At 44.8% G+C, this 22,309-nt stretch carries 22 protein-coding genes; all 22 read left to right on the top strand.

Translation table 11 applies throughout. From position 1 onward, the window contains the following. Positions 1-145 precede the first annotated feature (145 nt). The 22 genes from C7U56_RS10540 to C7U56_RS10435 all read left to right on the top strand — a co-directional run bounded on the left by C7U56_RS10540 (position 146) and on the right by C7U56_RS10435 (position 22,281). Positions 146-1,813, top strand: a complete 1,668-nt coding sequence (locus C7U56_RS10540) for a C40 family peptidase (protein ID WP_107001176.1) — start codon at positions 146-148, stop codon at positions 1,811-1,813. 22 nt (positions 1,814-1,835) lie between these two features. Next, complete coding sequence (locus tag C7U56_RS10535; protein WP_005927622.1) at positions 1,836-2,102, top strand: DUF4315 family protein; 267 nt, start codon at positions 1,836-1,838, stop codon at positions 2,100-2,102. Further along, complete coding sequence (locus C7U56_RS10530; RefSeq protein ID WP_107001175.1) at positions 2,089-2,736, top strand: DUF4366 domain-containing protein; 648 nt, start codon at positions 2,089-2,091, stop codon at positions 2,734-2,736. Before C7U56_RS10535 ends, C7U56_RS10530 begins: the two co-directional genes overlap by 14 nt. Beyond that, entirely contained in the window at positions 2,733-2,930 is a 198-nt protein-coding gene (locus C7U56_RS10525) for a hypothetical protein (RefSeq protein ID WP_005927616.1), read from the top strand. The genes C7U56_RS10530 and C7U56_RS10525 overlap by 4 nt, the downstream gene beginning before the upstream one ends. Continuing rightward, the gene (locus tag C7U56_RS10520; RefSeq protein WP_050005650.1) at positions 2,931-3,332 is read left to right on the top strand and encodes a cysteine-rich VLP protein; all 402 of its coding nucleotides are present in this window, start codon (positions 2,931-2,933) and stop codon (positions 3,330-3,332) included. 132 nt (positions 3,333-3,464) lie between these two features. Next, on the top strand, positions 3,465-4,055 hold the full coding sequence (locus tag C7U56_RS10515) for a defense against restriction DarA-related protein (RefSeq protein WP_227589686.1): 591 nt from the start codon (positions 3,465-3,467) through the stop codon (positions 4,053-4,055). Between the two features lie 12 nt (positions 4,056-4,067). Beyond that, positions 4,068-4,250 (top strand): DUF4316 domain-containing protein, encoded by a 183-nt coding sequence (locus C7U56_RS10510; protein WP_107001173.1) that lies wholly within the window; start codon positions 4,068-4,070, stop codon positions 4,248-4,250. Further along, on the top strand, positions 4,250-4,591 hold the full coding sequence (locus C7U56_RS10505) for a plasmid mobilization protein (protein ID WP_015553878.1): 342 nt from the start codon (positions 4,250-4,252) through the stop codon (positions 4,589-4,591). The genes C7U56_RS10510 and C7U56_RS10505 overlap by 1 nt, the downstream gene beginning before the upstream one ends. Positions 4,592-4,751: 160 nt before the next feature. Continuing rightward, positions 4,752-5,090 (top strand): hypothetical protein, encoded by a 339-nt coding sequence (locus tag C7U56_RS10500; protein ID WP_016306492.1) that lies wholly within the window; start codon positions 4,752-4,754, stop codon positions 5,088-5,090. Between the two features lie 3 nt (positions 5,091-5,093). Continuing rightward, complete coding sequence (vapD, locus tag C7U56_RS10495) at positions 5,094-5,462, top strand: VapD family protein (protein ID WP_016306491.1); 369 nt, start codon at positions 5,094-5,096, stop codon at positions 5,460-5,462. Between the two features lie 161 nt (positions 5,463-5,623). Further along, complete coding sequence (locus C7U56_RS10490) at positions 5,624-5,914, top strand: CD1845 family protein (RefSeq protein ID WP_023042378.1); 291 nt, start codon at positions 5,624-5,626, stop codon at positions 5,912-5,914. Between the two features lie 94 nt (positions 5,915-6,008). Then, on the top strand, positions 6,009-7,409 hold the full coding sequence (locus C7U56_RS10485) for a relaxase/mobilization nuclease domain-containing protein (protein WP_431833070.1): 1,401 nt from the start codon (positions 6,009-6,011) through the stop codon (positions 7,407-7,409). 635 nt (positions 7,410-8,044) lie between these two features. Continuing rightward, the gene (locus C7U56_RS10480; protein WP_107001171.1) at positions 8,045-8,581 is read left to right on the top strand and encodes a hypothetical protein; all 537 of its coding nucleotides are present in this window, start codon (positions 8,045-8,047) and stop codon (positions 8,579-8,581) included. Between the two features lie 808 nt (positions 8,582-9,389). Next, on the top strand, positions 9,390-9,812 hold the full coding sequence (locus C7U56_RS10475; protein ID WP_107001170.1) for an RNA polymerase sigma factor: 423 nt from the start codon (positions 9,390-9,392) through the stop codon (positions 9,810-9,812). A gap of 490 nt (positions 9,813-10,302) precedes the next feature. Beyond that, positions 10,303-10,503 carry a hypothetical protein gene (locus C7U56_RS10470; protein WP_107001169.1) on the top strand — a complete coding sequence of 67 codons (201 nt, stop codon included), beginning with the start codon at positions 10,303-10,305 and terminating at the stop codon, positions 10,501-10,503. 400 nt (positions 10,504-10,903) lie between these two features. Then, on the top strand, positions 10,904-12,412 hold the full coding sequence (locus C7U56_RS10465) for a recombinase family protein (protein WP_107001168.1): 1,509 nt from the start codon (positions 10,904-10,906) through the stop codon (positions 12,410-12,412). Positions 12,413-12,701: 289 nt separating this feature from the next. Further along, a complete protein-coding gene (locus C7U56_RS10460; RefSeq protein WP_107001167.1) occupies positions 12,702-15,374 on the top strand; it encodes an NACHT domain-containing protein in 2,673 nt (890 codons plus the stop codon). Between the two features lie 11 nt (positions 15,375-15,385). Further along, on the top strand, positions 15,386-15,577 hold the full coding sequence (locus C7U56_RS10455) for a helix-turn-helix domain-containing protein (RefSeq protein WP_092071476.1): 192 nt from the start codon (positions 15,386-15,388) through the stop codon (positions 15,575-15,577). 14 nt (positions 15,578-15,591) lie between these two features. Beyond that, the gene (locus tag C7U56_RS10450; RefSeq protein ID WP_107001166.1) at positions 15,592-17,208 is read left to right on the top strand and encodes a type I restriction-modification system subunit M; all 1,617 of its coding nucleotides are present in this window, start codon (positions 15,592-15,594) and stop codon (positions 17,206-17,208) included. Next, the gene (locus tag C7U56_RS10445; protein ID WP_107001165.1) at positions 17,205-18,428 is read left to right on the top strand and encodes a restriction endonuclease subunit S; all 1,224 of its coding nucleotides are present in this window, start codon (positions 17,205-17,207) and stop codon (positions 18,426-18,428) included. Before C7U56_RS10450 ends, C7U56_RS10445 begins: the two co-directional genes overlap by 4 nt. Before the next feature lie 23 nt (positions 18,429-18,451). Further along, complete coding sequence (locus tag C7U56_RS10440; RefSeq protein WP_207655661.1) at positions 18,452-19,069, top strand: restriction endonuclease subunit S; 618 nt, start codon at positions 18,452-18,454, stop codon at positions 19,067-19,069. Positions 19,070-19,089: 20 nt separating this feature from the next. Further along, entirely contained in the window at positions 19,090-22,281 is a 3,192-nt protein-coding gene (locus tag C7U56_RS10435; protein WP_107001163.1) for a type I restriction endonuclease subunit R, read from the top strand. Positions 22,282-22,309 lie beyond the last annotated feature (28 nt).

Here is a 22,309-nt window from a genome sequence, read left to right as displayed (position 1 = left end):
GGAAGGGCCTTCCCCTGCACCATCCCGACGCCTGCGGTTTGAGGACGAGGATACCGGGCAGGACAGCCCTTCGGGCCACGATGGCCCGAAGTCCAAAAGCGGCAAGTTTCAAGAGGACAGCCGCAAAAGCCGTCCCTCTGACCGCATGAGGCAGGAGGATGAAGCGGGCGGGCCGCAGGATACCAGCAAGGCACAGGAGCCGGAGGGCTCCGCAGAGAATGCCGGGAGCAAAAAGGACAAGTACCAGAAAGCACAGGCAAAAGCGGAACACGCCGGGAAAAAGCTGGGAAAGGCTCGGGAGAAACTGGACAAGACCGAGGCAAAACGGGCAGCGAAGAAACCGCCGGGGCTTGCAAAAAAGGCAGTCCGGGGAGCCCGTACAGAAGCATGGTTCTATGTCCACAACAAGATCCACGAAGTCGAGCATGAAAATGTGGGTGTGGAAGGAGCCCATAAGTCGGAACTTGTGGCCGAGGCCGGAGCCCGGAAACTGACCCGGTATGCCAAACGCCGCTGGCAGGAACACCCGGCCCGGAAGGTGGCAAAGTGGGAACGGAAGGACATAAAAGCCCGGGCCAATATGGATTTTCAGAAGATGGCCTCCGAGCACCCGGAGCTTGCCAGCAATCCGCTTTCCCGTGTGCAGCAGAAATGGAAACTGAAACGCCGGTATTCCAAAGAAGCAAAGGCGGCTGCAAAACAGGGCGCAAAGGCCGCAAAGAAAACCGCTGCCGCTTCGGGAACTGCGACCCGGCGGGCGGCGCAGTTTGTGACCCGTCATCCCGTGGCGGTGCTGGTCCTGCTCCTGCTGTTGCTGCTCTGTTTTCTTGTGTCGGCGGTAAGCTCCATCTTCCCCACGCTTGGCAGCGGCCTTGCCAATGCGTTATCCGGCACCTCCTACGCCTCGGAGGATACGGACCTGCTGGGCGTAGACGAGGACTACACGGCGCTGGAAAACGAGCTGGCGCAGACGGTGGCAAACATCGAAAGCACCCATCCCGGCTATGACGAGTACCGCTATTCCGTGGACGAGATCGGCCATAACCCCTATGAGCTGGCGTCCTATCTCTCGGCAAAGTACCATGTGTATTTCCGGGAACAGGTGCAGGACGAGCTGCGGGAGATCTTTGAGGCACAGTATGAACTGACCTTGACGGAGGAAGTCGAGATACGCTACCGCACCGAAACCAGCACCGACCCGGAGACAGGGGAAACCACCACCGAGGAAGTCCCCTATGAGTATTACATCTTAAATGTGACCCTCACAAACAAGACGCTGCCTGCCGTGATCCTGCCGAGGCTTAACGAACAGCAGCGGGAAATCTACACCGTTATGCAGCAGCTCAAAGGCAACAAGCCCTATCTGTGGGAAGGGATTTACAACGGCGGCGAAGATACCGGCCCCAGCTATGAGATACCCGGCGAGGCGCTGGATGACCCGGCTTTTGCGGCGCTCATGGAAGAAGCCACAAAGTATATCGGCTGGCCCTATGTGTGGGGCGGCTCCAGCCCGTCCACCTCCTTTGACTGTTCGGGCTTTGTCTGCTGGGTGTACACGGCCAGCGGCGTCCACAACCTGCCCCGTACCACGGCGCAGGGCATTTACAACCAGTGCGCTATCATTTCTCCCTCCGAGGCAAAGCCCGGCGACATTATCTTTTTCACGGGAACCTATGACAGCCCCGGCCCTGTGTCCCATGTGGGGATTTATGTGGGCGACGGGATGATGCTTCATTGTGGTTCGCCCATCCAATACGCAAACATCAATTCAAGCTACTGGCAGACACATTTCTATGCCTTCGGGCGTTTGTGAGCCAGAGGAAAGGAGTCCTTGCATGAACAAGATCGACAAGCTCGATAAGGAACTGGAAAAAGCCCGGGAGAAGGCAGCCGAGTGGCAGGCCAAAATCCGGGAGCTGGAAAAGCAGAAACAGGAGGAAGAAAACAGCCAGATCGTGCAGGCGGTGCGCTCGCTCAAACTGACCCCCGCCCAGCTTATGGCTTTTTTGAATGACCCCAAAAACAGCCTTACCGCTTCGGGCCATACTGACCCGAAGCCGGAGGCACCCGAAAAGGAGGACACAGCCCATGAAGAAAACTAAATACCGCAGGCTGGCGGCGATGGCTGCCAGCCTTTTGTGTTGCCTGATCTTTACGGTCCCGGCCTACGCCCAGAGCAGCGAGCCGCAGCCGGAGACAGCTCCCGCCCCGGTGGAAACCGAAGCGGAGCCGGAAACCCAGAACCCCTTTACCCCGGACGGGACGGGAACCGTGGTGGACAACGCCACCGACGAGGACGGTAAAGAGTTCTACACCATCACCACCGCAGACGAGAGCGTGTTTTATCTGGTGATCGACAAACAGAAAACCAGCGAGAACGTCTATTTCCTCAATACCGTTACCACAGACGACCTTCTGCCTCTTGCCGAACAGGGTAAGGAACCGCCCCAAGAAGTGACCCCGGAGCCAGAGCCAAAGCCCACCGAACCTGTGGAGGAAGTACCGGAACCCGAGCCGGAGAAAAAGGACAGCCCCCTTCTCTCTCTGCTCCTGATCGGTGCGGTGGTGCTGGCCGGCGGTGGGATTGGTTACTATTTCAAGATTTACAAGCCGAAGCATGAGGCCCCGGATTTGGAGGATGATTACTGCGAATATGAGGACGGGGAGCTGGAGGAGATCGCAGAGGAACCCGAGGACGAAGATACCCCGCCGTGGGAGGAAGATACGGAGGAATGAGAATGAATTTTACAAGCAGCCCTTTTGAACGAATGATGAAGGAAGTACCGCACCCCGGCTGGGACAATGACGATCCTTGTAAGGGATGCCGTTACTACAAGGAGTGCAAAGGAAAGAAAAAACAGTGCCGGAAGAAGTTCCGGGCGCTGATCGTGGAGCCCCGCCCTTCGGGCCATCGTGGCCCGAAGTCATAAATGGACGCCCGGGAGCTGACCCGTGACGAGAAGAAGAAAATCCGCACTCTGGTCACGGGGATGTGCGCCAACTATGACCGGGAAAGCGGCCTGTGCCTTCCTCTTGACTGTGCCTGCTATATGCTGCACAAGTGCTGGACAGGGGCGTACTGCCGTTATTTCCGTGAGGCTGTCCTGCCTCTTAACCCGGAGCTTCAAGCGTCGCTGACAACGGAAGGCATCTCCCCGGAGCTGCGGGCCTGTGCGGTCTGCGGAAAGGCGTTTTTGCCCGAGGGGCGTCAAGCCTACTGTTCCGACGCCTGCAAGGCCGAAGGGAACCGCCGGAAAAGCCGGGAACGCATGAGGAAAATGCGGGAGAAAAGGCCGGGCGGCTGTTACGATTTGCCGCCTCCAAAGGCTTGACATTCCGGGCTTTTTTGAGGGTGTTTCCGGGGTGGGAATATCTTATTACATTCCTCCCCGGTCTGCCCTCTTATTTCGTAACATCCAGCACTTCGGGTCATGTTGGCCCGAGGCACAGAAAGGAGGGATCTCTTGGAGACAGTACAAGGATATGTGATTTTGAAAGCTGCCACCTTTGAAACTGGACACGGCTTTGCGCTTGGGCATAATCCGGGAGCGCCGAGCCCCTTTGTGACCTGGCAGTTTACCGAGGGGGAAAACGGCCATCGGGATTACTACTGGGGCCGCTATGGAAACAGCCAGGCATGGGCGCAGCGGGATTTTGACCGCCGGGTGGACGATTATCAGCAGCTTTACCATGCGGCGGTCAAGCATACCGAGCTGGGACCGGAAGGCGTTTACCGCTATTATTCCACCCAGCGGCCCGTGGACATAGGAACTTACCCGAAGCCGCCGGATAACCAGCCTCTTTCCATTGTCAACTACGACGATGACAGGCGGCGTCCTGTGGCAGACGGCAGGCTGATGGCATGGGGCGAACTGACCTACACAAAGCCGCTGACCGAAAAGCAAATGGAGGATTATGAACTGAAACCAGCACCGGGCAATCCTGACCGGGTGCGCTCATCCATTACCGCCCGGCTCAAAGAAGGAACCAGAGGGCAGGAACCCCCGAAGGAGCCCGGCCAGAAGCGGAGCCATAAAAACCATGAGGAACGATAAAGGAGGATCGCCATGCACGAAAAAGACAACTATCTGAAAACCGCCGAGCTCTCCACGGAGCAGAACTGCAACATGATTGACGGCGTACCCAACAACACGCCCATCCAACCCACGCCCCCGGAGCTGGACGCAAAACCGCTGGATAAGGTAAAGGAACCCAAAAAGCGCCGGAAAGGCCGGGAGCTGGAACGATGATGGAGAACCGCAAGCGGAATGTCCATCTGCACGTCATGGTAACGCCGGACGAGCTGGCAGCCATCCATGAACGGATGGCCGAGGCGGGCATTTCCAACGCCGGGGCCTATGTACGGAAAATGGCTCTGAACGGGTATATCCTGCACATCGACCTTGCGCCCGTAAAAGAATTGATCTCTCTGCAACGGCGCTGTTCCAACAATCTCAATCAGGTCGCCGTACACGCACACACCTATGGCGTGTACCCGGAGGAAATCGACGGATTGAAGCGGGACTATGAAAAGCTGTGGGGCGAGGTGTCAAAAGTGCTGCGGGAGCTTTCCGAGCTGGTGGCAAAGTAAGACGAGGGCGGCAGGCTTCCGTTGTGGGGCTTGCCGCCCTGCTCTTTTTTTACCACTTCGGGCCAGCATGACCCGAAGCCCGTCATAAAAAATTCAGATTTTCAAGATTGTAGAACCAGCTCTATAATGATATAATAATTCAAGAAGGGAGGCTGATACCATGCTGAAAATGGTTATTCGCATGAATGATGATAAAATCACAGCCGAAAATAAGTACCGGCTGGATGGCATTTACAACACAATCAATCATACATTCCAAACCGTGGGCCTTCCCCGTATGGAGGATGGTTCCGGCGCTTTGGTATTCCGTGACTGCGGCAGAGCGAGGGATTTTAGTCTGTTCGGCCGGATCGTCAATACCTTGAAGCGGCAGACATGGTTCATGGATAATGTTTCTGTGTGGCGTCTTTGTGACAGTGACGATTCTGACAGTCCAGATGATTTCAATGAAGAAGATCTGTTGACCCACTATCAGGAAAAAACAGCAATGAGGGCTTGAGTTTTGGAGAGAAAATATTTCAAAGCCTTAAATTTTGATCTGGACACCCATCAATTAAAAGAGCATTACCCCGGAGCCAATTACCGGCAGGCGTATGACGACTTGCGCCGGTTCTTCAAACGGCATCGTTTTTCTCACCGTCAAGGCTCCGGCTACATATCGGATGATAAGCTGGCAACTGCTGATATATACGACTTGATGGATGAATTAAGCAGACAGTTTCCGTGGATTGGAATATGCGTGAATAAAATTGATGTGACCAACGTGGGACGGCAGCACGATTTGACAGAGCTCTTGAAACCAGCAGAGGATATTGTTATCGACACTTCGCTGCTGACAGTTCCCGATTGCCCGCAGCAGGAAACAGAATAGCAGAAATTTGGCAGGACATGAATGTGTCCTGCTTTTTCTGTTTTCGGGCCATCATGGCCCGAAGGTTTGGGACAGGATTCACTAATCTTTCGCAACATTTATGTCCCCGGGAAGGCATGATAAAATAGAGGTAGGAAGGATAGATAAAGGAGGTTTTGGAGATGAAGATACTGCTGAAAATATTGGTTGCTCCCTTTGCTTTAGCGTTGTCCCTTCTGGCGGCTCTGCTGGTATTCCTGTTTGATATTTGTGCCGTCCTGCTGACGATTGCCTCTGTGATTCTGGTGGTGCTGGGTGTCGCTCTCTTTTTCACGCCGACGCCCATAGGCGGGATTGTATTTCTGTTTCTCGCTTTCCTTCTTTCGCCGTATGGACTGCAAGCGGCGGCGGGCTCCCTTCTTTGGGCGCTGGACGGAGGCAAATCCGCTCTGTACCGGTTTCTGGCAAGTTAAACAGCCTCGGGCCATGTTGGCCCGAAGTCGGGGCGGTCTGGATGGGCCGCCCTTTTCTCATGGAAAGGAGGGATGATTTCTGGCTACCACAACTTTGTTGCAGCGCCATGCGGGCGAAGGCGAAACGATTGCCGAGGCAATCCGGGATTGTCTGGACTATGGCAAGGACCCGGAGAAAACAGAAAGAGGAAAGTATATCTCCGCTTATGAATGTGATCCGGCCACCGTGGCGGACGAGTTCCTTTTGGCAAAAGCCAGCTATGCCGCTATGACGGGCCGGGAACAGAAAAAAGAAAATGATGTGCTGTGCTATCAGATACGACAATCCTTCTATCCGGGCGAGATCACCCCGAAGGAGGCGAACCGTATCGGCTATGAGCTGGCTATGCGCTGGACAAAGGGGCGGCACGCTTTTATCGTTACCACGCACACCGATAAGCAGCACATCCATTGTCACATTTATTACAACTCCACCACCCTTGACTGCACCCGGAAATTCCGAAACTTTTGGGGCTCCAGCTTCGCCCTCCGGCGGCTCTCTGACAGGCTGTGCCTTGAAAACGGGCTGTCCATTGTAGAGAACCCGAAGCCCCGGAGCAAGGGCAAGTATCGGAATTATGGAGAATGGCAGAAAGAACGAAAAGGGCCGCTTTCCTATCAGGACAGACTGCGCCTTGCCATTGATACTGCGCTGGCGGAACGCCCCGCTGATCTGGACGAATTTCTCAATCTGATGAAGCGGGCCGGATATGAGGTCAAGACGGTTCGGGGCGGCGGTATCAGTTTCCGGCTGACCGGGCAGGGACAGGAACGCTTTACCCGTCTGCGGGCTTCCACGCTGGGAGACGGCTACGACTTGCAAGATGTTCTGTCTGCCATTGAGGGCAAAGAAAAACGCCCCGGGCGCTCGGAACGGAAAATCAGTCTGGCGGTGGATATTCAAGCAAAGCTGGCTGCCGGTAAGGGGCCTGGATATGAACGCTGGGCGAAGGTATTTAACATTAAGCAGATGGCCGCCGCTCTTGCCTATATACAGGACAATAACCTGACCGATTATGAGCAGTTGGCGCAGAAAGCCACCGAGGCGGCAGACCGTTTCCATGCTATTTCCGAGCAGGTCAAGCAGACGGAACAGGCTATGAAAACCAATGCCGGGCTAAAGGCTGCAACGGTTCAGTATGCCAAAACCCGCCCAGTCTTTGAGCAGTATAAGGCGACGAAGTACAGCAGGAAATTCCTTGCGGAGCATGAGGCCGACCTTGAACTGTACCGGGTTGCACAAGCGGAAATGCGCTCTCTGCTGGGCGGGGCAAAGCTCCCCAAAATGGATGTGCTGAAGGAAGAAGGCCGTAAGCTCACAGCAAAGAAAAAACAGCTCTATGGAGAATACCAGAAGGCACGACGGGATATGCAGGAGATCGTCACAATCAAGGCGAACATTGACACTCTGATGGGCTACACCGAGCCGGGAAGAAAGCAGGAAAAGGAGCGTTAAGGTTATGAAAATAAGGAGCAAAGCGACGCTGACACTTCGGGCCATGTTGGCCCGAAGATATGGGTTTGGGGCGAGCCCCAACAAGCAGCCTTTGTGCCACTTGTGGCCACAGAGGCATTGCTTGCCATTTAGCTATTTAGCAATATACTGCAAAAAAGATTATTGAGTTTATACAACATCTATTGTTTTACGCAATACCTCCTTAAAATATCTATATTAAGAAAATTCGCCACAAATTTTCGGTGATTTATCAATCGCTTTTCGAGTTTTTATATGTTTATGCAAAAAGAATGATATTTTTTTTATATCAACAAGTTCTCTTTCTTTTTATCGTTTTAACTCAAACATCAAAACACAAAACTTGAATACCCGGTTTTTATATCAGAAAAATATACGATATATGTTGATAATTAACAATTTATTAAGTTTTATTTACCATTTTTAGATTATATTGCATATATAGGGATTCTGTGGTATACTACAGTTAGTTATAAAAAGCTCATAACCGATTAGTAAAGGGAGGGATACCATTGGGGCTATAGAGGAGGAGAATTTGAGAGAATAGTGCCTTACATAATGGTGGGCGCTAAAAAATCTGAGTTTGTTACTATGGTAAAGTCTCAAGGAGGTCATTTATGAAGAAAGGTTTGAAAAAGGCATTGGGTCTGTTGGTAGCGCTGAGTCTCATGGTAGTTGGTAGCGCATTTAGTGCTCTTGCTGCTGATTCTCCAGAACAGAGACAAACATTCAGTGTCGATCTGAATAATTTTGACGAAAGCCAGCCCTATTCGGAAACATTACATTTCGAGAAGGACGGTCAGCCGGTAACAGTGACACTTAGCTATACGCCTCCTTTAACTCGTGATCCTGCTACTGAAGGAACGTGGAAATCGGATGCATTTTGGGGTGTCGCAGGTATGGATTACAGATTTGACTTATCAAAGAGTGGTAGCCAGTGGAAAATTTCTAATGCACGTGATTTAAATACCTACTGTGTTGGCGGAACGGTTGAAGATGAAAGTTTAGCCATTGGCCGTGCAACATCTACCTCAAGCAAAGCGGCCGAAGTGACTGGCTCTATGAGAGCAAATGTAGTCGGCGGAGTAGGAACACTTTCTTTCGCTTTAAGAACGGAAGTTTTTAATGGAGAAGTTTCTACCGTATTAAATTAAGAATAATATAAGTAGAGTCCTATTCAAAAAGGTGTTGATGTAAATATGTCGGCAATGTCTATATTTTTTCTAGTTGTATGCTCCGTCCTTGGACTTGGTGTTTTATACTGTATAGCTCGAATTATAGGATGGCTATTCAATCAGATAAAAAATAATGCTGATTAAGTGAAAGCAATTATACAATTTAAAAGGGTTGTTGCAAAGAGAAAAGTAATGTTCTGTATATGGTAGATTTAATAATTGACATATACTATATATAGTAAATTGAGTCTGTTTTGTAACAACCTTTTTAAAAGAAAATTTTTAGTAACAATTAGATAGAGTAGAGGTACGTTAACCATTAACATATCCTCTACTCTATTTTTTTATTTTTGCCTCCTATCTACGACAAATTTTGCAAAAAATACATTATATGATAATAAAAGAACTACGAGATTTTTACGCGGAGGTTGCTAATAACATGAGTTAGATTATTGAGAAAAAATAGATGAAGCAACGCCCCTTTTGCTTTACCTCCTCCTAGATGGGAGGAGTTTTATTCCAATTTAAACTTTTTTAAGGCTCAAACAAGCTGTTATTTGTTTGAGCTTTTTTTATGTTCGACACCTTATTTCAGGATTTGCTATCGAAACAGAGCCAGTCTTGAGATAAGCTGTCGAGGCTTTTTTAGAACGAGTAGCCATCTTTACTATTTTATAGATTTTTCACTGTTATTTTTTGAAAATTTCAGAAATTTCAGCCTACATATACGCTCCCCGCCGCTTCTGTTTTGTTGTCCATCCATCACAAAACAAAGCGGAGGTTCAATATGGCTATTATAAATTTACGGGACTATTACCCTTTTTATACGTCAGACTACTTTATGGAAGTACCAGAAGATGTTGTTGAAATGTTCAAGGAGTTTGACCGGAAGGAAGCCGCTTACCGTCTGCGTACATACCGGCACAAAGCCTATTACTCCCTGGATCGGAATGATGGAATTGAGCATGAGGCGCTTTTCGTTGCGTTCTCTCCCTATGAACTGTATGAGCGTAAAGTGACGATACAAGAACTCTATACCGCCATCTCACGACTGCCCGACAAACAGGCAAAGCGCATTTACGCTCATTTCATTCTCGGCTTGACGAAACAAGACATTGCCCGGGCCGAGGGTGTGGATGAAAAGGTCGTGCGGCTCGCCATTGAGCGCGGCCTTCGGAACTTGGAAAAAATTTTAAAAAAATTTTTATAAGGTGTACCGATTTCGCCTCAAAAATGAAATGGCTTATGAGAGGCAGTCAAAGCCTCGGGCCACATTGGCCCGAAGCGGGACACGCCTCACGCAGATTGAAAACTGAATAAAAGATAGACGGATACGAAGGGTGCTTGTGTCCAGTGACAGGCCCGCCATGACCTCTATTTTTACACTAGAGAGAGCGACCAGGCCCATGCCGTAGGCAGACTGTGGCAGGTCTGCCGGACAAAACACAAAACCCGGATACTTGCGATTAGTCACAATCCGAGCGTGCAGCGGTGTTGCGAACCGTGAGCCGTCGCAGGTAATGAGATCGCCTTGCCATCAGAATGGGGAGAGCTGAAATGCTATGGGACAAAAAGCCAACTGTCCGTCCGGTCTATCTGAAAAAACTTTCTAACCTGTGGGGCCCTTCCTCTATTACTGTCTGATGATAGGGCAACCGTTCTGGCTGGGCCCCATATTTTTCTATGAACAGGAGAATTTTATGAAGGAAAATATATCTAGTCCAGAATTAACGCTGAATATATGGAGTAATGACGCCTGCCGGGGCTATGTGATTATGGCCATGCAGGACTGTGGATTCACCCATAAAGATATTAGCCGTGTAGTAAATCAGCTTTATGGAGTGTTTGACTTATACACACTCAACGAGGCTGAACAGAAATATTATAACGGCGATTATTAGCTTCGGGCCAACGTGGCCCGAGGCTGGGGAAAGCTCAAAGGGCAGTTCCTTCCAGGGAGCCGCTTTTTTAGGTTTCCCCAGCAGACAAGAGGGAAGCTGGCCGCTGTTCATCCGTACTGAAAAGTGGAGGTTTTCGATGGTTCAATCTGTTACATACCAAAGCGAAAAACAATCCGTATATTTTCAAGGGAAACTTATCGTATTGGAAAATCTAATTCCGGTACTATCCCCGGATGAAAAGAACAAGCGAAAAAGAGAAATCGAAAATCACTTATATGATGTGTTCAGTAAATACACGGACAGATTTTACTAATCAACCGCAACATTGTTGTCCGGGGCTGCCTATGGTATAATATAATTGTAAGGTTGGTAGCTCCATTCCATACGGAAGGAGCCCAATATGGACATTATCAGAGAAGATTGTATATACGCGAGACAGTCGGTAGACCGTAAGGACAGTATCAGCATTGAAAGCCAGATTGATTTTTGTAAGTATGAGCTGAAAGGCGGAAGCTGTAAAGTATTCAAGGATAAAGGCTATTCCGGGAAGAATACGGACAGGCCGGAGTTTCAAAAGCTGTTAGGAGAAATCCGAAAGGGCCGGGTGCGGCGGGTAATCGTTTATAAGCTGGACAGAATCAGCCGTTCCATTCTGGACTTTGCAAACATGATGGAGCTGTTCCAGGAATATGACGTGGAGTTTGTTTCGTCCACAGAAAAGTTCGACACCTCAACCCCAATGGGGCGGGCCATGCTGAATATTTGTATCGTATTCGCACAGCTTGAACGTGAGACAATCCAGAAACGCGTCACGGACGCTTACTACTCCCGGTGCCTGAAAGGTTTTCACATGAGCGGACAGGCCCCCTATGGTTATCAGTTGGAGCCGACAGTGGTTGAAGGTATCCGCACAAAAAAGATGGTGGCAGACCCCGAAACTTCCCAATATGTAAAGCTCATGTTTGAAATGTATTCCGAGCCGGAAACGTCTTTTGGTGACATTACACGGTACTTTGAGGAACAGAACATCAAAGTTTACGGTAAATCGCTATTCCGTACCTTTATTTCACAGCTTTTAAGAAATCCTGTTTACGCACAAGCAGATTTAGAACTCTACGAATTTTTTAAAAGCCAGGGGGCGGCTATTGTCAATGACGCTTCCGATTTTGCCGGAACCAATGGCTGTTATCTCTATCAGGGCCGGGACGTGAAGGAGGATAAAGACAGGAGCCTGAAAGACCAGATACTTGTAATCGCTCCACATGAAGCGCTCATACCGTCTGATGTATGGCTGAAATGCAGGAAGAAGCTAATGACAAATAAGAGTTTTCAACAAGGACGTAAGCCGAAAAATACATGGCTTGCCGGAAAAGTTAAATGCGGGTGTTGCGGATATGCCTTAAAGGCAACACACGTTCCGAACAGCGAAGGCTATTTTCGCTGTAGTAAACGGACTGAAAATAAAGGCTGCCCGGGCTGTGGTAAAATCCGTAAATCTGAATTTGAGGAATTTATTTTCAGTGCTATGCGGGCGAGATTTAAAAATTTTCAAGTCCGCCATAGCCGGGAGGAAAAAGTCAATCCCAAACTGACCGCCCATCAAATTGAACTGGCGCAAGTTGAAGCCGAGATTGAAAAACTACTTGATACGCTAACCGGAGCCAACGCAACACTTCTTGCCTATGCTAACAAAAAAATTGAAGAACTGGACACTCGCCGCCAGACCATTTCAAAGGAGATTGCGGAAATGTCCATTGAAACAATGTCACCCCAAAAGGAGCAGGAACTCTCTTATTACCTCGACCATTGGGACAGCATTGAATTTGACGACAAAAGGAAAGCCGTTGACGGCCTGATTATTTCAATCAGCGCAACTAGCGACCACGTTCAAGTAGAGTGGAAAATCTAAGCTCTAACTTCTGGATTATCCCACTCTACTTACTTTCAAATCTATCTTTTCTTTTTAATCTTGTTTGTACCCCTTGTACACCGTTGCTTGCTAGGTTGTTTGCACCTAGTTCGTAAGGTTCATATGGTTTTTTAGGTTCATCTTAAAAAAATTCAAAGATTACCAGATACAATTTGACGTACCCAATTGAAGAATCTGAAGATGTGTGATATTCTATAATTAACTATGAATAACTTGTAATAAGATAGAAACGGCTCATAGCCGTATCGATAAAGCAGGAGGATGATGAATGAAAGAGAGTACATGTCCTCGTCTTTGCGGTGGTACCTTTTTCACGCTGGTACTTCAAGGTTTAAAACAACGAACAAAGGCTAGAGAGCACTATAGGGGTGAACGCGATGGATTGTCTGATCCAGAAGTCCTTGTGGGACTAATTCGCGTAATAAACCCGGATTACAAAGCTCCAGAATTAAACATAATTAAATCAAAGACGAACGAATATAAATCGTGTAGTACCTCTACTGGGAAGTATTTTCCTTTTGGAAACACAGCTGAGATGAGTGAGTTTGCTCGAAGAATTCAAACTAATTATTCATCTGCTCTTGAAGCAATGACGGAATTTGTCTACGAATTTCTTGAAATTGACACTGCTAGTAAGCGCGACATGAGGCTTGCTGCAGCTCTAATCGAATTAGTCATAGATGATGACAGCATTGAACCGGATGAAGAATTCTTTGTGATTGAAGATGGAAGTAAAATAAAAAAGGCCACTTTTAGTGACCTTAATGAAGTGTGTCTGCCAGCTCTCCTTTTGGGAATTTGGCATTATGCAGTTACTAAGAGAAAAGATAACAAAGTTGGAAAACAAACCTATGATAACTGGTGCCCGCCAGCAGGAGGAGGACCAAGAGTATATCAGGGGGACATTGGAGAAAGAGTGAGGTCTAATATTTCCAGGGTATTCGTGCCTACTCGCAATCTCCATACAGGACATGCATCGAAGAATTCTGAAAAAACGATACAGAATACTCTGGATGAATCAAAAAAGACATTTACGGCCTACATTGAGAAAGCTACTGAACGATACAATGTGATGAGATTGATTGGTGGAAAAGAGGTCTCACTAAAAGATTTTTTTGTCTGTAACACTATTGGCGAAAAAGAACGCGTATTTGCTGATAAAAAGAAAATAAAATGCTTGTATTTAGATAATCCGCGGATGAATACCATTAGAAATATGTATTTAAAGCAGCGCGGGTATGACAACAAAAGAACACTTTTAATTGGTAGCGGAGGATGTGGAAAGTCTCTCATGCTGCAGCATCTTTTCCTTGAAGCTGCGGAGGATTACACAACAACAGGAATTCTCCCTATTTTTCTCGAACTCAGATACTTTACTCAAGAAACTGAAATGCTACAGTTTATAGTTGAGACGGTATCATCAAAGGATGAAAGTTTTACATCTGAGGAAGCAGAGAAAGCCTTATACGAAGGACGTTGCCAACTTTTGATGGATGGATTTGATGAGATTGATCCATCTGATATTGATTCATTTTTAAAGAAGATAAATAGTTTTCTAGATAGATATCAGAACGTGCAGGTGATAATTACTTCTAGAGAAAATGAGTATCTTACCGGGCTGAATCAATTTGTACATTTATATGTGTGGCCATTTGATACAGATCAATCTATGCAGTTAATTGATAGGATACTTACGTATCAAAACCAACCAGACGAACGGGATGCAATTGTAGATTACATTGGTAAGGGCTTTTTAAAGAAAGATGGAATTTTTGCGTCAAACCCACTGCTTTTAACTTACGTGTCTATGCTTTATCCAAACTATAGACGCTTTAATGAAAACCATCAACTTTTCTATAAACTGACGTATGAGGCACTTTTATCTGGCCATGATGATAATAAAAAGCCTTATGATCGGGTATTTAAAAGTGTAGATGACGCTTCCCAGTTTTCCAAGGTATTTGAACAATTTTGTGCTTTAAGCTATCAGGAGGGCGTTCTTGAGTTTGATGCGAATACTTTTGAAAAGTATTTCAACTTAATAACGGTACATAAAGAATTTGAAAATCCGCACAAAATGAATATCAAAAACTTCAAACATGATGTGTGCTCAACAGCTTGTATGATGTATGAACAGGAATGTGATGTTTTTTATATAGATCCAGGATTCCAGGAATATCTTTTTTCAGAGTATTATGTGAAAGCTGATATTCCTGATATGGATCAGTTGTTGAATTCGTTAAAAAACCTGCCTTATAAAAAATTGTTAAAGCTTGATGCACTGGAGATGCTGTATTCACAGTGTGAGGATAAATTCAAGGAATACTTACTCATCCCTTTTTTGAGTAGTGTATTTACAAAAAAAGATACGGATGCATTTGAAAGGTTTCTGGGACAATATTTTGATGAAGTGTACATATGTGTTCATGACAAAAAGCAGGAAGTTTCCACATCAGCTATTTGTGATGTAGAAAAGGTTATTTATTCAGACGTTGAGAATTATCCATCAAGTGTTCTTATGAATTTTGTATTGAAAATGGTTGGAGAACACATTGATTACTCATTTGCACTCCATTCATCGTTAGTAGAATCAATTCCAGAGAATACAGAAGAAACGGGAAAACTCATAGCAACAGTAAAAGAGATTGAGAGAAAGAAAATTATTCAAATTGAGAATAAGGCATCAGACTTATATGAAGCAATAAGAATATCCCATAAGCAAGGATATGATCATTCATGGATTACAGACACAGACCAGAATCTGATTTGCTTCGGGAAAACAGTTAAAGTTGATAGCTATGACCTTTGCGAGTCTCCGGAGAGTTTTATGGAGATAGCAAATGATATTGCAAGGCAAAGTAACAACACATATAACGTATTTTTAAATATTGAGAATTATTATAAGCAACTTAAACGTGAGCAGCATAGACGGAGACGCTAAGAGGAGGAACGATGGAAGATTTAGAAAGATGGCTTAACCTGGAAGAAATCGCCCAGTATATTGGGTGTAGTAAAGATACCATCCGAGGATGGATCAGAAAAAAGACAATTCCATTTTACAAGGTTGGAAGACAATATAAATTTAAAGTGTCTGAAATTGATCACTGGATTCAAAGCGGCAAAAGTGCTGATGCAGATAAATGAAAGGGGATGCAATTATGCCAATAGATAATAAGAAAGAACAAGAACGAGAAGAACTGCATCGTGCAATCTGGGCCATTGCAGATGAACTCCGTGGTGCCGTAGATGGATGGGACTTTAAAAATTATGTCCTTGGTACAATGTTTTATCGTTACATTTCTGAAAATCTCACTGCTTATGTAAATGAAGGTGAGTGGGAAGCAGGAGACGAGACATTTGATTATACGCGTATGAGCGATGAAGAAGCAGAAGAGGCTCGTGAAGGTCTTGTAGAGGAGAAAGGATTCTTTATTCTCCCCAGTGAGCTTTTTTGTAATGTTCATGCAAAATGCAACAATGAAAAAGCTACATTCAAGGATCGAGAAGGTAAGATCAAAAATATAAAAGATAACTTGAATGAGCTTCTGGAAATGGTATTCCAACATATAGAAGAATCCGCACAAGGCAGCGAGTCAGAAAATAGTTTTTCGGGGTTATTTGATGATTTTGATGTAAACAGCAACAAACTGGGAAGCACGGTCGCGAAAAGAAACGAGCGTCTTGCAAAGTTGCTTGATGGTATTGCTACCATGAACCTCGGCTCTGTCAAGGATCATGATATCGATGCGTTCGGTGATGCCTATGAATATCTGATGACGATGTATGCCAGCAATGCGGGTAAATCTGGTGGTGAGTTCTTTACGCCTGCAGACGTTTCAGAACTTCTTACTCGTTTGGGAACGGTTGGAAAGAAGAAGGTAAACAAGGTTTATGACCCGGCATGTGGATCAGGTTCTCTGCTTCTTAAGGCTGTAAAAATTCTTGGAAAAGACGCAGTTACAACTGGATTCTTTGGACAGGAAATAAATATTACAACCTATAACCTTTGTCGTATCAATATGTTCCTTCATGACATCGGATTCGACAAATTTGATATTGAGTGTGAGGACACATTAATTAATCCACAGCACTGGGATGATGAGCCATTTGAACTGATCGTTTCAAATCCTCCTTATTCTATTAAATGGGCTGGAGATGATAACCCTCTGCTTATCAATGATCCTCGCTTTGCTCCGGCTGGAGTTCTGGCACCTAAGAGTAAAGCGGATATGGCTTTTATCATGCATAGTCTTTCATGGCTTGCGTCAAACGGAACAGCAGCAATTGTATGCTTCCCCGGTATTATGTATCGCGGTGGCGCAGAACAAAAAATCCGTAAATATTTGATAGACAATAACTACGTTGATTGCATTATTCAATTACCAAGTAACCTTTTCTTTGGAACTTCCATTGCAACCTGCATCATGGTAATGAAGAAGAATAAAGTGGATAATAAAACCTTATTTATCGATGCAACAAATGAGTGCATTAAGGTTACGAATAACAATAAGTTGACACCAAAGAACATTGATCATATTGTCGATGTCTTTGCAAAGAGAGACGAAGTTGAGCATTTCTCACATTTAGCAAGTTATGAAGAAGTATCAGGCAATGATTATAATTTATCAGTATCCACCTATGTTGCAGCTGAAGATACCAGAGAGAAAATTGATATTGTGAAGCTGAATGCAGAAATTAAAGAAATTGTTGCTCGTGAACAAGTGCTTCGTGATGAGATTGACAAAATCATTGCAGAAATCGAGGTGAACGCATGAGCAGGTTAGATGAGCTGATTGCAGAACTTTGCCCAGATGGAGTGGAATACAGGAAAGTTGGAGATATAGCAAATATTAGTCGCGGTAAAGTCATGTCAAAAGATTTTCTAAAAGAAAATGCTGGAGAATATCCTGTGTATTCATCGCAAACGGAAAATGAGGGCAAGCTAGGATCTATAACCACATACATGTTTGATGGAGAGTATTTAACATGGACTACAGACGGTGCAAATGCGGGGACTGTATTTTACAGGAGTGGCAAGTTCAGTGTCACAAATGTCTGTGGGGTTATAGATAATGTATCCGAAGATGTGAATACAAAATATCTTTATTATGTTCTGAATAGAGTGGCACCAACCTATGTTAATTCCGGGATGGGTAATCCTAAATTGATGAGTAATGTGATGGCAAGAATAAGTTTGCCTGTACCTCCTCTGGAGGTACAACGTGAAATAGTCCACGTGCTGGACTCTTTCACGTTACTTACAGCCGAGCTTACAGCCGAGCTTACAGCTCGGAAGAAACAATATGATTTTTATAGAGATGAATTGTTAAAACCTAAGGCCGATATTCCTTTGGTCACATTAAAGGAGATTGCCACTGATATATATCGAGGTTCCGGGATTAAGCGTGACCAAGTAACTGAAGAAGGAATTCCATGTGTTCGTTACGGAGAAATCTATACCACCTACAATACATGGTTTGATAATTGCGTATCACATACACAGCTTGAATATGTTTCCAGTCCGAAATATTTTGAGCATGGTGATATTCTCTTTGCCATTACGGGTGAAAGCGTGGAAGATATTGCAAAATCTGTAGCATATGTAGGCCACGAAAGGTGTCTTGCAGGTGGAGATATTGTTGTATTGAAGCATAAGCAAAATCCGAGATATTTGGCTCATGTACTTTCAACACAACAAGCGAGAGAACAGAAAAGCAAAGGAAAAGTAAAAAGTAAGGTGGTTCACTCTAATGTTCCATCTATCGAGCAAATTACTATACCATTGCCGCCACTTGATATTCAGAAACGCTATGCAGATGTCTTGGATAACTTCGAGAAAATCTGTACCGACCTGAATATCGGTCTTCCAGCCGAAATTGAAGCACGCCAGAAGCAATACGAATATTATCGTGATTTACTCTTGACATTTGCTGAAACCGGCAGCACGCTCGTGACAGACAGACAGACAGACAGACAGACAGACAGACAGAACTGAACGCAATTAAGCTCATTCAGTATGTGTTTGGATATGCCATAGCTTCGGTTGGAACATTGTTTGAAATAAAAAACGGACTTAACAAAGGAAAAGAAGCATTTGGCAAGGGAACGCCAATTATAAACTTCACAGATGTGTATAATCATCGATATTTGAATCACAACTTTATAAAAGGATTAGTCGATGTAACAGATGATGAAATCAAAAGATATAGTGCTAAAAAAGGAGATGTATTTTTTACACGAACATCAGAAACAAAAGAAGATATTGGAATGTCCAGCACTTTGATTGAAGATATACCAGATTGTGTCTTTAGCGGCTTTGTATTGAGGGCAAGACCAATAACAGATTATTTGCTTCCTAAGTTTTGCTCATATTATTTTTCAACGACAGCTGTGAGAAATGTCATTATAAGGTACGCTTCAGTTACTACACGCGCAACAACTACTGGTCCGAAATTGTCTAAAATCATGGTTCCAATATTACCAATTGAGGAACAAGAAAGAATTGTATCTATTCTCGACCGCTTCGACAAACTTTGCAACGACCTGTCTACGGGACTTCCAGCAGAAATCGAAGCACGTCAGAAGCAATATGAATATTACAGGGATAAGCTTCTAACCTTCAAAGAGAAGCAATAGAAACAGAGAGGAGTGATGGTATGCCATACTTCAACATCGTTGCTGAAACCAACGAAAATACAGTAGTTACAGAGTATGAGCCTGTCAAAAAACGTTCTGATGCGTATCAGAGTGAAGCAGAACTGGAGCAGGAATTTATTCGTCTACTCTGTGAACAGGGGTATGAGTATCTTCCAATTCATACAGAGGAAGATTTAATTCAGAATCTACGTACTCGACTTGAAGACTTGAATGATTACAAGTTTTCCGATACTGAGTGGGAACGTTTCTTCACTGAGAAGATTGCAAATAAGAATGAAGGCATTGTAGATAAGACACGGAAAATTCAAGAAGATTCTGTACAGGTATTAAAACGTGATGATGCCATGTCCAAGAACATCATGCTGATTGATAAAAAACAGGTTCATAACAATCGCCTGCAAGTAATCAACCAGTATGTTATCGGGCAGGAACAAGGGGCAAAACATGATAACCGTTATGATGTGACTATTCTTGTAAATGGCTTGCCTCTTGTTCATATTGAATTGAAACGTCGCGGTGTTGCGATTCGAGAAGCGTTCAACCAGATCAACCGTTACCAGAGGGATTCCTTCTGGGCTGGTTCTGGCTTATTTGAGTATGTTCAGATTTTTGTGATCTCCAATGGAACGAATACAAAGTACTATTCAAACAGCACTAGGTGGAACGCAATTAAAGATGCAAACTCTGGAAAGACAAAGAAGGAAAAGACAAGCAATAGCTTTGAATTTACTTCCTTCTGGGCGGATGCCAGCAATAAAGTAATCCCGGATCTGATTGACTTTACGAAAACCTTTTTTGCAAAGCATTCTATTCTGAATATCTTGACAAAGTATTGTATTTTCACATCTGAAAATATGTTGATGGTTATGCGTCCGTATCAGATCACGGCAACAGAACGAATATTGAATCGAATAGAGATCGCTCATAATTATAAGAAGTATGGCACCATAGCAGCTGGCGGATATATTTGGCATACCACAGGATCTGGTAAAACTCTGACCTCATTTAAAACAGCAAGGCTCGCTTCACAGCTTCCGTACATTGATAAAGTCTTGTTCGTCGTAGATAGAAAAGATCTTGATTACCAGACAATGAAGGAATATGACAGGTTTGAGAAAGGTGCCGCCAATAGTAACACCTCTACTTCAATTCTTGCAAAGCAGCTCAGTGATCGGAAGTCTCATATCATTATTACGACGATCCAGAAACTGTCAACTTTTATCAAGAAAAATAAAGAGCATCCGGTTTATAACAAGCAAGTAGTCATTATTTTTGATGAGTGCCATCGTAGCCAGTTTGGTGACATGCATACAGCAATTGCTGGCGGCGTCGATAAGAACGGAAACAAGAAGAGTGGTGCATTTCAAAAGTATTATATGTTTGGTTTTACTGGCACTCCGATCTTTTCTGTTAATGCCAACACTTCATCAAAATCCATGCTTTTCACGACAGCACAGACGTTTGGTGATCAGCTGCATGAGTATACAATTGTAGATGCCATCAATGATAAGAATGTTCTTCCTTTCCGCGTTGATTATATTAAAACCATGGATTCCGATAAGGATATTGATGATGAACAGGTCTGGGATATTAATCGTGAAAAAGCATTTATGGCTCCGCAACGTATTTCACAGGTCACCAAGTACATACTGGATCATTTCGACCAGAAGACGTATCGAGGAGATAAGACTTATATTTACAATCAGCTCACCAATATTTCAGATGTTGCATCTGCAGAGCGCGGTGCGGTAGAAGAAATTAAAAAGAAGCAAAGAGTGAGTGGTTTTAATTCTATCTTTGCAGTAGCGTCTGTTCCAATGGCGAAACTGTATTACAATGAATTCCGAAAACAGATTGCCGAAGATCCTACAAAAGCACTGAAAATCGCGGTTATCTACAGCTATGCCCCAAATGAGGAGGAAGCTGACGGACTTCTGGAAGAGGAGAATCCAGAGGATACATCTGCACTCGATAAGAGCTCACGAGACTTCCTTGATGATGCCATCAAAGATTACAATGTGATGTTCCATACGAACTATTCGACGGATAGTGATCAGTTCCAGAATTATTATAAAGATGTTTCTCTCCGTATGAAGAATAAAGAACTGGACCTTCTGATTGTCGTAAATATGTTTTTAACCGGGTTTGATGCAACAACTCTGAATACACTATGGGTAGATAAGAATTTGAAAATGCATGGTCTGATTCAGGCATTTAGCAGAACGAATCGTATCTTGAACAGCATCAAGACCTTCGGTAATATTGTTTGCTTCCGCAATCTGCAAAAGCGTGTTGACGCAGCAATTTCCTTATTTGGAGATAAGAACGCCGGTGGAATCGTCTTATTGCAGAGCTTTAAAGACTATTACTACGGCTATGAGTCTGTTGATGGAAAACAGATGCCTGGTTATGTAGATATGATCGAGGATTTGCAGAATAAGTTCCCGTTATCAGAGACACAGATTGTGGGTGAGCAGAATCAGAAGGATTTCATTGCTTTGTTTGGCGCGCTCCTTCGTATGCGGAACTTGCTTGTTTCCTTTGATGAGTTTGTAGGTAAGGAAATGATCTCTGAGAGAGATCTTCAGGACTATCTTGGTAGATATCAGGATCTGAGAGATGAATGGAAATGCAAGCGAGAAAATGGTGAGAGCACTGACATCATTGACGACATTGTTTTTGAAGTTGAGCTTATTAAACAGATCGAAATCAATATTGACTACATTCTGATGCTGGTGAAAAAGTATCACGATACGCACTGCGAAGATAAGGAAGTGCTGATAACGATTCATAAAGCAATTGATGCCAGCCCAGAGCTTCGCAGTAAAAAACAACTGATTGAAAACTTTATTGCAGGGATCAACGATGTCGATGATGTAATGACCGAATGGAACGGCTATGTTGCTGAACAGCGTGAAGCAGATTTGGAAGCTATCATTAAAGATGAAAAGCTCAAGCCGGAAGAAACCCGTAAGTTCTTAGAGAATTCTTTCCGAGAGGGAGAAGTTAAAACTGTCGGCACAGATATTGATACAATTATGCCACCGGTCAGCCGCTTTGGGGGTGGTAATCGTGCAAAAAAGAAGCAGACGGTTATTGATAAGCTAAAAACTTTCTTTGAAAAATATTTTGGAATTGGCGGTCCGGTAAAGTTCATAAATACGGAGGATGGGAATCAGTCAGACATATAGAGTGTTGTATTCGACAGGAGGTGTGACG

Source organism: Clostridium fessum (assembly GCF_003024715.1).
GTDB classification, from domain to species: domain Bacteria; phylum Bacillota; class Clostridia; order Lachnospirales; family Lachnospiraceae; genus Otoolea; species Otoolea fessa.
This window is presented reverse-complemented; position numbering and strand designations above follow the sequence as displayed.